This window comes from Amycolatopsis sp., from assembly GCF_025464955.1.
Lineage (GTDB): Bacteria > Actinomycetota > Actinomycetes > Mycobacteriales > Pseudonocardiaceae > Amycolatopsis.
Genome location: NZ_JAODNM010000057.1, coordinates 1 through 13,666, shown reverse-complemented (window position 1 = coordinate 13,666; position 13,666 = coordinate 1). Strand labels below are relative to the sequence as shown.

Genomic DNA, 13,666 nt, shown 5'->3' with positions numbered 1-13,666 from the left:
TTTTTCGGCCGGATGCCAGGAAATAAGCGTCAGGCTGTTCACTCTTTTCGCCGCACCGTACAAGTATTGCGTTCCCCGCACCAGGCCCTGGGCCTTCCGGGCACCGAACTCACGTCTGTTCGGGCACTCCGGCAGCCTGTGCAGTTTGTGCACAGGTGTGGGTAACTCGCGCGCGTGTGCGGGTGGTTACCGCCCGAGCCGCGATGACCTGGCCAACGCCGGGCACCAGCCGTTGCGCGTGACGCTGTGGCGGCGGTTGTCGGCGGGCGGGGCGAGGTGGCCGTGGAGGTACGAGTGCTCGCCGTCGCTGACCCAGTGCAGGAAATCCTCTTCCCACGGCCGGTTCAGCAGATCCTGCCGCTCGACCAGCTCCGTGTGGACCTCGTGGAACTCGCGAAGCCGGGCCAAGCAGACCTGCAACCGCTGCTTCGTGGAGTTCATGACGAGTGATCCCTTCTTCAGAGCTGGGCTTTTTGTCGCTTCCCAGCGTGCACCTCCGAAGTCCGCAAAGCGAGTGGCAGTTCTGCAGGTTGTCGTTAATTTCCTGCCACCCGCCGAGCGCGGGACGAATCAGTCACGAGCACGCTCGTGGCGGCCGGCGATGAGTTCCTGGAGCCAGATCTTGCCGCGGATGATCGGGACACGCAGCCGCCGCTCACGCCAGCGGGCCTTCGCGAGCTTCCGGGAGCTCTCGAGATAGCGCCAGCGCGACCAGGGTGACTGCGGACGCGCGAGGCGGACCGCGCCCAGGATGAGCAGGACCGGCAGGAAGACGCCGATCAGCCCGGTCCAGATCTTGCCCTTGAGCAGGGTGACGACGGCGAGCGCCAAGTCCGCGGTGAAGACGAGCGGAACATACGGACCGCCTGTCGACGGCCCTGGCGCGACAATGTCGTCGACCAGGCTCGGCCGGAAGCCGAGCAGCAGCATCGCGGTCAGTGCGATCGCGACGAACACCGCGTCGACCGACAGCCGACCCTTCTCCGACCAGTACACGTCCTTGAGGTGCAGGATCAGCGAAAACTCGTCGAGTACCAGCGCCGAACCGATACCGAACAGCCCGGCCGCCACCGATCGCCAGGTCGTCTCGCCATCAGGCGTGGACAGGCCGGCGACCCCGCCCATCATCATGAACACGACCCCGAACACGACGTGGTGGATGTGCAGGCCACCGGGCGTGATGTTGCCCGGCCACCAGCGCACCTGGGCGCGGATGAGGCGGACCGAAAGCCGAATGAACCCGAACGCGGCGACCATCCCGCCGAAGAAGCACAGCAACGGGACACGACCCGTCTGTACGAACGTCTCGGTGAACCACACGGCCATCCTTCATTCTGACACCCGGGTGCGCGAGGCCGACGTGAATTCGCCGACCCTGCACTTCCCACTAGACCTGCCTACACCTCCATCGGTACCGCGGCCGCATCGAGGTGCGCTCGAACGCTCCGAGATCCACGTTACGGCTGAGCTGGAAGTTCTCCTGTTGTATCTCAGTCCGCTGACGGGAGGCTGAGCAAGGCGCGCTTGTCGGGCTTGCCGCCGGGAGCGACGGGCACCGAGGTGATGGCGGTGAACGTCGCCGGGACAGCGGCGGCACCGAGCTCACCGACCACCATCGCGCGAAGAGCGTCGAACTCCACTTCACGACCGTCCATCGGGACGATGAAGGCGTGTGAGGCTTCCCCGGTGTGCTCATCCGGCGCACCGACCACATACGCCTGGTCGACGTCGGGATGCGACGCGAGGACCCGTTCGATGGGCCCGATGTAGTGGATGATCGCGTTGACGATGACGACCTCCCTGGCCCGGCCCGTCAGGTAGAGGAAACCGCGCTCATCGAGGTGACCGAGGTCGAGTGTGCGGATCCAGCCGTCACGCAGCACCTCCGCGGTCTGCTTCTCGTCACGCCAGTACCCGGACAGCTGGTACGGGGTACGCGCCCAGATCTCGCCGACTGCCCCCGCGGGTACCGGCTGCCCGGCGTCGTCACGCACCTCGATCTCGACGTCGGTACCGGCCCGACCGACCGAACCCAGCGTTTCGGGCCACTGCCTGACGTCTTCGGCCGAGAGCCAGGTGAGGACGCCGAGCTCGGTCTGGCCGTACGCCTGGCGGACCGCGGTACCGATCCGCTCGAACGCCTCGGCCAGCCGGTGAGGCGCCACCGGAGACCCGGCGACCACCAGCACCTGCCACGAGCTGACGTCGACGCTCTCCTCCCGCAGCACGTCCAGCACCTGGTAGAGCCGCGGCACGGTGACCAGGCTCGCGCTGATCTTCAGCTCCTCGATCACCTGGGGGAACACCGGCAGCCCGACCGGGATCACCGCGGTACCGCCGGAAAGCAGGCAGAGGCCGAGATGCTCCATGATCACGAGGCTGGTCAGCGTGCCGAACAGCAGATAGCGGCGGTACCCCGACGCCAGCTCGGTCGTATGGGCACGCCACCGCGCGGGCTGCCACGCCCAGTGCTCGGTCAGCGCCTGGTAGCCGAGGGCGACCCCCTTCGGCGTTCCGGTGCTGCCACTGGTGAACGTCACCACCGCGATGTCCTCCAGCCGCCCCTGCGCGACGGGTTTCTCGTTCTCCCCCAACAACTCCGGCCCAACCCGCAGCACCTTGACCGACTCCGCGGCCGTCAGCAGCTCAGGCGTCTCGGCCGACTCGTCGACGAGCAGCGCATCGATGTCGCGCCCGACGATCACGGCCAGCTGCGCCGGCGTCAGCCCCGGACGGACACCGACCACGCGACAGCCGAGCACCTGCGCGGCCGTCTGCACGGCGAACCCCTCCGGGGTGACTCCGGTGGCGATGGCGACGCCCTGGCCGGCGCGAAGCCCCGCCGCGCGGAGCCCGCTGGTGAACCGCGCGATCAGCTCCAGCGCCTCGCCCCGCGTGACCACCCGCGAGCCGTGCTCGAACGCGGGCGTGTCCGGGCTCTGTTCGAAGGAATCAAGCAGCGCCTGGGGGAAAACACTAGTTGAAGACACTGGTCCGCCTGTTCTGGTCGCGGGGAGCTGAGCCACCATCATGGCCCGGATTTCGCCGGCGACGCCAGAAGTTCCTTGGTGAATGCGGGAAATGGGACGTCGAGTGTCCCAATCCTCGCATTCACGACCCGATCAGTGCTTGTACGGGTTGGGGAGCCAGGTCGAGTGATACTTGTTCATGGCGCCGTCACCGTCATAGAACATCCACTCGGTTTCGGCTTTGGAAAGGGGTTTGGTCGGCCGCGGCCGGATCAGTGCCTCCGGTGGCACCTCCATCACCCGCAGGTCCGGCGACTCCTTGACGATCTTCTGCACCCAGGGGTCACTGCTGTGCGAAAGGGTTTCGTGGTCCGTGGCGATCGAGATGAACGGGTTCTTGGTCGGATTGTCCGAACCGCTGCCGAACGAGGACTGCTTGATCGCCCAGCTGTTCATGTCGCTCGGCTCGGAGAAGTCGCCCTGATGCTCCTGCCTGCTCCTGGACTCCCAGTCGTAGCTCTTGTCCTTGTCACCGAACCGATAGATCTTGACCTTGGTGCCGTCCGCGCTGAGTTCGTACTTCTCCCCGGAAGCGGTGTCCTTCCCGAAGGTCTTCGCTCCGGAACGCAGCGGCGCCTTGTCCGGCACCGGGGGTCCGGCCGGCTTGGGCGTGGGCTTCGGCGGAACGGGCGGCTTCGGTTTCGGGGCCGGAGGTTCGGCCTCCGGCTTCGGCTTGGGCGCCGGCTTGCTGCTCCGCGGGGGCACGGGCGGCGGCTGCTTCGGTTGGGCGGCCGGCGGCGCTTCCGCGGCCGGCTTGGGCGCCGGCTTGCTGCTTCGCGGAGGCAAGGGCGGCGGAGTCTTCTTGACCGCCGCCGGATCGGTTCCCGCGCCGGGGGCGTCGGGCGGGTTGGCGGAGTCCTTCGACTTCGAACACATCAGACCGAGCGGATCGGCTTCCTGCAAGGGGTTGCCGACATAGGCGACCGGGTTGGGCGCCGGGCCGAGACCGAACGGGTCCGGGCTGAGGTAGCGCCCGGTGGACGGGTCGTAGTAGCGGTAGACGTTGTAGTGCAGACCGGATTCCGCGTCCGCGTACTGCCCGGGGAAACGCAGCGGCGTACCCGAGGGCGTCGCGGACTGGCCCCAGAGACCGGACCGCTGATGCCAGGACAGTGTCCCGTCGGCGTCGACGAGCTCGGTGGGTGTCCCGATCGGATCAGTGACGATCGAGTGGAACCGGCCCTCACTGTCGGACTGGGTGAGCGGGCGGTCGTCGAGCGGGTGGTAGTCCCAGGTGGTCACCGTGCGACGGCCCACCTCGTCGGTGTGCACCTGCTCGATGAGCAGCGGACCGTCCCAGACGAACTCGATCTGCTCGGCCACCACCGGTTCCGTGCCGGGCGCGGATACCAGCCGCTGCTTGGCGATCCGGCGGCCGACGGGGTCATAGCGGTAGCGCCACCGCGTGCCGTCCGGAGCGCGCAGCCCGGTCAGCCGATCGTGTGCGTCCCAGGTGTACTGCCAGGCAGCCGTGCCGTGGTTACGCAGCACCAACCTGCCTTGTGCGTCGTAGGCGAAGGACGACGCGCCGCTGCCGACGAGCCTGTTCCCTTGGTACTGACGGGTTTCGAGCCCGGCGGCGACGATGTTGCCGATCGCGTCGTAGCGGTAGGTCTCCCGCCTGTCCGCCCCGGAGACTTCGGTGATCCGCCCGGCCTGGTCGAGGACGAGCCGCACGGAACCGGAAACCGCGTCGTGCGTGGCCGTGAGGCGGCCGTCCGGGCGGTATTCGAAGCGGCGCTGCTGCACGACCCGGTTCTGCTCGGTCGCGACGACCTGCGAGGCGAGCCGGTGTTCGGCGTCGAAGGTCTGCGTGAACACCACCGCGTCATCGATGCTGCGCCGGACCTCGCGACCGTCCCGGTGCCGCAGCCGCAGGATGTGCCCGGCCGTGGCCAGAGTGTCCGGTACACCCGCTTCGTCATAGGTCCAGACACTGTCCACTCCGGACGGCGTCCGACGGCGTTTCTGCTTGCCGTCCGGCGAATAGGCGTAGGTGACCGTGCGGCCGTTGACGGTCTCGGCGACCACGCGCCCGTCTTCGTCGCGTTCACAGACCAGAGTGCCGTCCGGCCCGGTCGCCGATTCCAGGCGACCCAGCGGATCGTAGGCGTAAGTGGTGGTGCCCGATGCCGTTCGGCGCTCGATCACCTGGCCCACCGCGTCGTACTCGTACTCGGTGACCTCGCCCGCGCCGTTGACCGAGCGCCGGAGCTGACCGGCGCGGTCGTAGGTGAAGCGCAAGGTCCGGCCGTCGAAGTCGGTCTCTTCGACCAGCCGCCCGGCGGGATCGTAGACATAGCTCCACACTTGGCCCTGCGGGTTGGTCACCGAGGTGAGCCGCAGTTCGGTGTCGTAGCCGTACGCCGTACGCGCACCCGTCGGGTCCACTGTGGCGAACGGCAGCCCGAACGGCCCGTACTCGACCGCACGCCGCTGACTGAGCTGGTCGACGTGCTCGATCTCGTTGCCCTCGTGGTCATAGCGCCAGTGCTCGCGCCCACCGAGCGGACCGACCCGGAGCGCACGGTGTCCTTCGACTGTCCAGCCCAGGTCGATCTGCCTGCCGGCCGCGTCCGTCAACCTGTTCGTACGACCGAACAAGTCGGTCTCGGGCGTGCCGGTGTCGACGGAGTCGCCACCCCGGAGTGCGCGGTAGCCCAACGGGCGTGCCACGCCGACCTGCGCCCGCGCGGGGTCGGGCAGGTCCACGCCGTCATAGGCCTGCTGCCAGGAACGCTCACCATCGTCCACCGCGAGCGCCGGCTCAGCGCCTTGGGAGATCAGGACTTCGTGCCCGTCGGGCCGGAAGACGCTGGTCAGCACGCCGTTGACGTCGTACTCGTAGCGGGTGATCCGCCCCAGCGGGTCCGTCCGGGAGAGCAGCCTGTCATAGCGGTCCCACTCGAACTCGGTGATGTTCCCGAGCGGGTCGACCTCCCGCAGCAGCTGGTTGGTCTCGGTGTAGTGGTACTCCGTGGTGTGGCCGAGTGAATCGGTGTGGGTGGTGATCAGCCGCTCGCGGTCGTAGGCGAACGCACCGTTGTAGAAACCGCGGTCGCCCACCGTGCGGACGCAACGGCCATCCCGGTCGTAGATATAGCGGTACCAGGTGCCGTTGCGGTCCTGCCAACCGGTGATCCGGCCGAAGTCGTCATAGTCGAACCGCGCCGCGACGCCCGAGGAATTGACGATCTCGGTGAGCCTGCCGGCGTCGTCGTAGCCGTAGCGCATGACGACGACGTCAGGTGCGCCGGCGAGACCGACCATCCGGATGCCGGTGACCCGGCCGGACTCGCTCGAGAAGGCGACCCTGACCCCGCTCGAATGCCGCATCAGTGTCGGGACCCCGGCCCCATCGCGGCTGATGTCGATCCGCCCGGACTCGGGCTTTTCGATACTGGACAAGGGAAAGCGGCGGGGGTTTCCCGCGGACGCGGCGGCGAACCGAAGGCTCTGCCCGGCAGCGACCGCGTCGATGACGTAACCGCCGCCATCCAGGCCGAGCGGCCACCGCGGCCCTTCCAGCGGCATGACCGGACTACCGGCGGAAGGCAGCGGATAGACCAGGATCATGCCGTCCGGGGCGTAATAGCAGACGTGCGCGCCGACCTCGAGCCGCTGGTCCACAGTGGACGCCCACGAGATACCGAAGACGCGCCCGGCCCGGTACGAGGACACATGAGTGCGCTCGAGGATCAGCGCGAGCGGCCCTGGCAGGTCCAGATCCCGCTGGACGAGCACCATCTCACCGGTCACGACGTCCACCGGGTCGGAGGCACAGAAGCGGTTCTCGCCGGGGACGGCACTGTCGCGTAGCGGTTCCGGCTCGGTGGCACCGGAACTGTGCGTCGAATCGTTGCCGAGGCCACGGTCGGACTTGGGTTGCGGGGTGCCGTCCACCTTCAACGGTGGCGGAGTGGCCCCACCACTGTGATCACCCGACGCCGTCGTGGAACCGTCCGTCTTGGGCGGTGCCGCAGGGTCGGACTTCAGCGGCGGTGGCGTGCCACCCGCGCCCGACGGTGACGTCGAATCACCCTTCTTACCCGACGGCGGATCCATCGACTTCGGCCCCGAGCCCACATCACCATGCTTCGCCGCCGGAACACCCTCACCCGGCTTAATCTTCTTCAACGCCCTACCAGCGTCCTCGAACAACGTCCCCGCCTTCTTCAACAACGGCATCAACGCCTTCATCGCCTTCACCAAACGCCCAGTGACATTCGCGATGTCCGACGCCGTCTTCGCAACCGCCGAAATCACCTCCGGCACCACCCACGCCAAACCAATCCCCAACGTGAACACCACCTGCAACGCCCAACTGATCAAATGCCCCACCAGCTGCGCGATCGTATCCCGCACCAACGTCCGAACCGCGCCGACCACCTCACCAGCAGTCTTCACCCCACTTGACGCGCCCTCACAACCCTTCGCCGCCGCCTGCAACAACGCCACCGCATCCGCCGACTGCGCACGATACGCATCCCCCGCATCGCCCACCCACGACGACGTATCCGCAGCCACCATCGACTTCAAATCATCACCGACACTGCCCAACTCCGTCGCGATGTTCTTCCACGTCTCGGAATTCGCCGCAATCTGATCAGCATCACCCGTCAGCGCGTTCAGCGCCTCCTTCAACGGCCCAACATGCTCCAACAACCACCCGACACCAGCAGCCAAAATGGCACCGAACGGGTCCATCGCAATAGTCAACGCATCCAACGCAGTACCGACCGCACCCATCGCGATCGACGCCCAGTCACCACTCTCGATACCCTGCGCCAGACTCGCCGCCGACTCAGCCAACGAAATACCGGAGTACGCCTTCGTCGAATCCTTCACCGGCGCAACCAACGGATTACTCAAAATAAGCCGTCCTCAAGGAAACAGGGCAGTATCCACATGTCCGCCGAAAGGTTGAGCCGAATTCCGAACCGAACTAGAACGTCACCAAGGCGAGTTCTCGTCGTCCTCATCCGGACCGCCAGGACGGCTCGGGGGCCGCGGCGGTGCCTGCGGAGGTCGCGCGGCGGGCGGCGGCGTCGGCGGGGCGGCAGGAGGCGGAGGAGGCGTCGACGGTGGGCCGGCTTCCGGAGCCGCGAACGGCGCGTCGTCGGTGGGCGTGCCCTCGTCGTCCTGCTCGGGGAACCGGGTGCGCAGGTTGTCCAGCAGCAGCGACCTGGTCTCCTGGTCCTCGTCACCGAGCTGCTCAGTCATCACTTCGCTGACCTGCGTCGCGATACCCGCTTGGGCACGCCGCATGGTCGAAAGGATCTGAGACGACAGCTCTTCCAGCGGGATCGACCTGGCCTTGTTGGTGAACTCCAGGTTCGTCACGCCGCCATCGGCGCCGACGGTGACCTTGACCGCGCCGCCGGTACTGGTGGCAGTCAGCCGCAACTGCTCGGTCTGGGCCTGCGCGGCCTGGTAACGCTCCGCCTTGGCCGCGAACCCCTGTGCCCACTGGTCCATCTGCCGCTGCGCTTCGTCCGGGTCACGGGCGAAGCTACTGAGCCCGCTCGGTGTCGTCATAAGTCATTTCTCCTGAACCGTGGTACCGATACGGAAATTTTTCGGCTGTGGCATGGACGGCGAGTCACTGCGCTTGTACGGCGTCGTGGCGGTGGCGGTGTCGTCCATCTGCGAACTACTGTGCAAGAACGGTTGCGCGCTGCTGTCTTCGTTGTCCTGGTACGAGGTCGCCGCCTTGCGGACGTTGTCCGCGCTGGTACTGAGGGCTTCCCCGGCCGCCTTCACCGTGGCGGCTGCCTGCTCGCCGGTCGGGTTGATGATCGGCGGCAGGAACGAACACAACAAGCCGTACGCGGAATCGGACATCGCCGACACACTGGCTGCCGAAGCGGTGTTCAGCCGGTCGACCAGCCCCGCCAGATGACTCGCATGCGCGAGCAGGTCCTCGGGAACAACCTCGAAAGAGCCGCCACTCGTCATTTCCAGTCCTTGTTCTTCCAGTCACCGATCACCGGCGGGGCGACGACCTCATCGGCCGCGAAGATCGAGTCGTCCTCCGGCTCGAGGTAATCCGCCAACTTGTATTCCTTGTCCTCTTCACCCTTGCCGCCCTTGCCGCCGGCTCCGGCGCCGCCCATGGGGCCAGAGCTCTTGCCGGCCGCACCAGCGGCACCCGCGGCACCGCCCATCCCACGGCCTGCCCCTTCGCCTTCCGCCGCGGCCGCGCCGGACGCGTTCCCGCCACTCAGGTTGGAACCTGAGCCAGAGCCGCCGGTGGAGCCACCACCACCTAGACCGCCGCCGCCAGCACCGCCACCGCCACCGCCGAGCCGGCTGCCGATGCTCGAACCGTTGATCCCGCCCGTGCTGCCGATGGTCGGGATCTTGCCGGTGCTACCGGGGCCTGTTCCGCCTGTGCCTGTTCCGCCAGGGCCGCCGAAAGGTGAGCCACCCGGAGGAAAGCTGTTGGGGATCGGCGGCGGGTTGAAGCCCGGATTGCCGGTATACGGCGAACCGGTGTTCGGACCGCCGCCGGGGATCGGCGGCATGGTGAACGGCCCGCCAGACGTTCCCGGACCCGTACCGGTGGGGATCGTCGGCGGGTTGAAGCCGGAGATCTTTGTCCCGTCGCCAGGTCCGCCGGTGCCACCGGGGCCGCCGAACGGGCTGCCGGAAGACCCAGGGCCAGTGTCGAGCGGAGGGATGTTCCCGGGGCCACTCGGACCGCCACCACCCGGGCCACTGCCACCCGGACCGCCGCCACCCGGACCGCCGAAGGGCGAGCCGCCCGGACCGCCGGAGGGGTCGATCCCACCGGGACCGCCGGTGCCACCAGGGCCCCCGGTGGTTCCGTTCGGGCTGCCGGGAACGCCACCCGGCCCGCCGTTCGGGCCGCCAGTCCCGGTGGGCGTCCCCACGCTGAACGGCTTGAGGGTGCCGGCGGGTGACATCGGAGTGCCCTTGAGCCGGGGCGAAAGTGTCCCGGTGGGGCTGCTGCCACCGGAGCCGGGCAGCTTCGGCGGAGCGGTGAACGCGGGGGTCGCGATCGCCGAGCCCACGGTACGGTCGAAGCCGGTCATCACCTGGGCGGCCTGCGCGCGAACGGCCTGCTGGTTCTTGTAGACCTGCTGATCCGCTCCGGCCTGCGCCGCGTACTGGACCGGATCCTTGATCGTCTGCAGCTGCGCGTTCGCGTCCTGCACGGAGAACTTCACCGGCGGGTTGGCCTGCATCCACACCTGCGTCTCGTTCAACGTCTGCGAGTGGATCTCCTGCTGACGTCCGGTGAGCGTCGCGCCCTGCGCGGTCTGCCCCAGCCACTTGCCGACATTCGCCAGGTGCTGCCGCGCCGCGTCCCCACCGGCGCCCTGCCAGTTCGCCGTGCTCGACGAGATCGCGTCGGCGAGGTTCGACTGGTGCTGCGTCAGCTCGTTACCGACCGACACCCACTCCTCCGACGACTCGGCCACCGTCGCCGAATTCGCGTTCTGGCTGATCGCCGCCGCCATCTGCTCATGCGACGCGCCGGACCAGTCCGTCGTCGGCGGGGTGCCGGGCGAGCGGAGTTCGACACCGCTGTCCAGCCCGTTGCGCGCCTCGGCGATCTTCTGCTCGTACAACTGCTGGGTCATGCTGTTTTCGGTGGACTGGCGGACCGCGTCCGACGCCCAGGTCTTGCCGGCGAGCTGCTGCTCGACCTCGGCCGCTGCCTCGGCGCGGATCTGGTCACCGGACTGCGCGCCAGTCGTCAGCGGACCGACGTAGTACGCCGACGAAGAATCAGTGGTGACGTCGTAGAACGGGCTGTGCGGGTCGTAGTCCGGGGAGCTCGGATCGGAAACCGCCCGCGACTGGTCATGGGGGTCGGGAGTGGGGGCCACGAGCTGTCTCCTTGGCAGTCGGCGGGGCGGGTCAGGTTTCCGGGTGAATGGTCCTGAGCCGCTGTTCCGAGGTGTCCTCGGTGTCCCGGTAGTTCTGTTTCGCCAGCTTGATCGCTTCGATGTAGGTCGGGAACTCGTCGCGGGCCTGCTGCAGCTGGGTCAGCAGGCCTCGGTCGTCGGTCGCGGTGTTGACCATGTGCCCGGACACCCACTGCGCGGTGCTGGTCGTGCTCATCGGCGGTGTCTGCCCGACCTTCGCGAGCGTGGCCCAGCGGGCGGTGAGGCTGTCTATGACGCCTTCGAGCGACTGGATCATGCGATTGCCGGTGGAGTCGTCGACGGCGAAGCTCCCCGAGACCGCCATCTCTTTCAGCCTGACCCCGCTCAACCCGACGCGAGCCTCCGCGATCGCCGTATTTGCGGCCACCCGTGTGGCCGCAGCCTTGGCCTCGTCACTCATGGGGTTCCTCCTGGGTCTGCTCGGCCGGTCCGCCGCTGAGGAAGACGCGCCTCAGCCTGTCTGGTTCAGTAGATGCTCGAAATAGAGTTGAGGATCGCGCGCCCGACGTCGAGCCGGCCGGCCGGCTCGTAGCGCGCGGACACGGTGCCCGAGTCGTCGGTGTCGGTCCACACCAGGTACCGGCCGTACTCGGTGTCCAGCCAGCTCAGCGGGTTCGCGGTGAGGATCTCGCCACGCCGCCCGTAGCCGGTGGCGATGACGTGGCCGCCGCCCATGCGCCTGCCGGACAGGACCCGCTCCAGCACCTCCGCGCTGTCCTCCGACTGCGGCCTCGCCGCACGGACCCGGGCGGACCTCGACCGCTCGGACGGGGGCCTGGCCTGGACCACCGCGCGCAGTTCGATGTTGCCGAACGCGTCGGTCTCCTCGTCGTCCAGCTCGGCCTCGGCCTGCCGCCGCGCTGTCATTGCCGAGACGGTGGCGGCCCGCGGCCTGTCCTCGACCGTGTGCGCGCCCGTCGTGGCCGCTTCCGCGGCGGGCAACACTCCGGAGAGGACGTCGACCAGGTCTTCGTCGGCGAACAGCGCGAACTGCAGTACGTCTTCGCGATGGGCCTGGGTGATTCCGAGAGCCTGGGCACCGTCGGTGACCACGAGGACCGCTATGTCGCCGCCGAGACCGTCGATGCCGTTGATCGAAACCGAAACCCGGCGCTCCCGCAGCAGCTCGAACGCCATCCTCACGGACGGGTGCAGCTCACCCGCGATGGACAGTCTTTGCAGTTCCAGCGCCTCGAACACCTTGGCGGCGACGTGGGCGAACCGCACCGGGTCGACCGTGACGTTGCCAATGCGCAACGGGAACTGCCGGATGTCGACGCCAAGTGCCCGGCCGACGACACTTGCCTCGACAGTACCCAGCGAGAAATCGAACCTCTCCGCCATGCCTGAGCACTACTTTCCCTGAAGCCCTAGCCCCGAAGGGTAGTTTCGTTAACTAAGTACCCCGCAGCACGTTACCACGTGGTCAACAACCAGTTTCGCATGCTCGATCACGTTGTCTCCCAGCATAAATCGCCAGGCGTGAGTGAACGGGCAGATCCTTTGCCCATTCACTCATAAGGGAGAACGTCCGGCGCCAAACTGTGCTGGTCACGCACCCAGTGTGACGCACAACGCAGATTCTCGCAGAACCTTCCGCCGTTCCGGGCACGGGGCGCGCATGCCATCTCAAGGCCACCAGAGTTCCGTACTACGTGTGGCAACCGCTGCGCTCTCCACCTCCGGGCACCACACCACGATCGGCCTCTTGCCGTCGTCCGCGACCGTCCTCAGCACCCCGGCCCGCGCGCCACCCACATTCCTGGAACTGGGAAGGCCGGCTGGTGCGGCAGGTCCTGTTTACGGCAGCGAGGACCGGGGCGAATGGGTGCTGGTAGCGGAACTGAAAACCAGTCACGCCGTGCAGATGGCGCCGGTGATGGCGATGTGACTGCTGGGACTCCCGAAGGCACTCTCGGCAGAGCAGAGAGGTCGTCAAGGCCTAGTTGAGTACGCCTTACGCCATGAAGGTGGCCTTCACGACACGTCACAACGCGACACCAGCCTCGCCAGTCACCCCGACATGACGCGACAGACCCTCGGACCCCCTTGCGCGTGCACCACTCGCCCCGGGTCCTTGCTGTAGTAAAGCTGGACTCACCACGCCAACCGACCAACCACCGACACCCTTAGGTTCCAGGCATTGCGCGTCACCCACATTCCCCTGCCGTGGTTCCACACAGTGACGCAAACGCAGTGAGTGTGCGGTCTCGCGACAGCCCAAGACCACCCCAAAGTGTCCCGAACCCTTGTTCTAATCGCGGTATCATAGAGGCGTGACCAGCACCGACACCTCCACAAGACCCACCGAATGGTGGCGTGTCGACGGGTCCGTGCTCGTGACCGAATACATCAACCTCGAGGAAAACCGACGCCGCGCGGAAGCCGAACAAGGCCGGATCCTCGCCGAGATCAAGCGCCGCGGAGTCCGTGACACCACCGGCTACGGCACCCTGCCCGCGCTGATCCGCGACACCGTCCACGTCTCCACCACCGACGCCCTCGCCCGCGTCAAACGGTCCGACGCGCTGCACCCGGGGTGTGATTTCACTGGCACCTCGACCCCACCCCTGGCGCCCGCGACTGCGGATGCCGCGCGGGAAGGGGTGATCGGGAACGCTCAGATCGACGCCATCACCTCGATCCTGGGCAAGATCCCCGCCACCGTGTCCGACCACGACCGCGAACAAGCGGAGAAGATCCTCGTCGGCCTCGCCC

At 67.5% G+C, this 13,666-nt stretch carries 12 protein-coding genes; 3 read left to right on the top strand and 9 right to left on the bottom strand.

Annotation, left to right across the window (positions count from 1 at the left end; all coding sequences use genetic code 11):
* Positions 1-186 precede the first annotated feature (186 nt).
* The 4 genes from JWQ81_RS12730 to JWQ81_RS12715 all read right to left on the bottom strand — a co-directional run bounded on the left by JWQ81_RS12730 (position 187) and on the right by JWQ81_RS12715 (position 6,932).
* On the bottom strand, positions 187-441 hold the full coding sequence (locus JWQ81_RS12730; RefSeq protein ID WP_297540953.1) for a hypothetical protein: 255 nt from the start codon (positions 439-441) through the stop codon (positions 187-189).
* A 129-nt stretch (positions 442-570) separates the two neighbouring features.
* Complete coding sequence (locus JWQ81_RS12725) at positions 571-1,326, bottom strand: hypothetical protein (RefSeq protein WP_297540951.1); 756 nt, start codon at positions 1,324-1,326, stop codon at positions 571-573.
* A gap of 164 nt (positions 1,327-1,490) precedes the next feature.
* Positions 1,491-2,990, bottom strand: coding sequence for an AMP-binding protein (locus JWQ81_RS12720; protein WP_297540948.1), 1,500 nt, complete (start codon positions 2,988-2,990; stop codon positions 1,491-1,493).
* Positions 2,991-3,122: 132 nt separating this feature from the next.
* Positions 3,123-6,932: an RHS repeat-associated core domain-containing protein gene (locus tag JWQ81_RS12715; protein WP_297541052.1), complete on the bottom strand. Its 3,810-nt coding sequence runs from the start codon at positions 6,930-6,932 to the stop codon at positions 3,123-3,125.
* A gap of 49 nt (positions 6,933-6,981) precedes the next feature.
* Here JWQ81_RS12715 and JWQ81_RS12710 point away from each other — a divergent pair, with 49 nt between their 5' ends.
* Positions 6,982-7,635 (top strand): hypothetical protein, encoded by a 654-nt coding sequence (locus JWQ81_RS12710; RefSeq protein WP_297540946.1) that lies wholly within the window; start codon positions 6,982-6,984, stop codon positions 7,633-7,635.
* Between the two features lie 347 nt (positions 7,636-7,982).
* Here the strand turns inward: JWQ81_RS12710 and JWQ81_RS12705 are convergent, their stop codons facing one another.
* The 5 genes from JWQ81_RS12705 to JWQ81_RS12685 form a co-directional block, all read right to left on the bottom strand.
* Positions 7,983-8,567, bottom strand: a complete 585-nt coding sequence (locus JWQ81_RS12705) for a YbaB/EbfC family nucleoid-associated protein (RefSeq protein ID WP_297540944.1) — start codon at positions 8,565-8,567, stop codon at positions 7,983-7,985.
* Positions 8,568-8,570: 3 nt separating this feature from the next.
* On the bottom strand, positions 8,571-8,987 hold the full coding sequence (locus JWQ81_RS12700) for a type VII secretion target (protein ID WP_297540942.1): 417 nt from the start codon (positions 8,985-8,987) through the stop codon (positions 8,571-8,573).
* Positions 8,984-10,888 (bottom strand): hypothetical protein, encoded by a 1,905-nt coding sequence (locus tag JWQ81_RS12695; RefSeq protein WP_297540941.1) that lies wholly within the window; start codon positions 10,886-10,888, stop codon positions 8,984-8,986. The genes JWQ81_RS12700 and JWQ81_RS12695 overlap by 4 nt, the downstream gene beginning before the upstream one ends.
* Positions 10,889-10,919: 31 nt before the next feature.
* Positions 10,920-11,348 (bottom strand): hypothetical protein, encoded by a 429-nt coding sequence (locus tag JWQ81_RS12690; protein ID WP_297540939.1) that lies wholly within the window; start codon positions 11,346-11,348, stop codon positions 10,920-10,922.
* Between the two features lie 65 nt (positions 11,349-11,413).
* On the bottom strand, positions 11,414-12,292 hold the full coding sequence (locus JWQ81_RS12685; protein WP_297540937.1) for an ESX secretion-associated protein EspG: 879 nt from the start codon (positions 12,290-12,292) through the stop codon (positions 11,414-11,416).
* Positions 12,293-12,605: 313 nt separating this feature from the next.
* Between JWQ81_RS12685 and JWQ81_RS12680 the strand changes: the two genes are divergently transcribed.
* A complete protein-coding gene (locus tag JWQ81_RS12680) occupies positions 12,606-12,839 on the top strand; it encodes a hypothetical protein (RefSeq protein ID WP_297540935.1) in 234 nt (77 codons plus the stop codon).
* Between the two features lie 385 nt (positions 12,840-13,224).
* Positions 13,225-13,666 (top strand): DUF222 domain-containing protein (locus JWQ81_RS12675; RefSeq protein ID WP_297540933.1); only part of this gene is annotated, 442 nt, incomplete at its 3' end.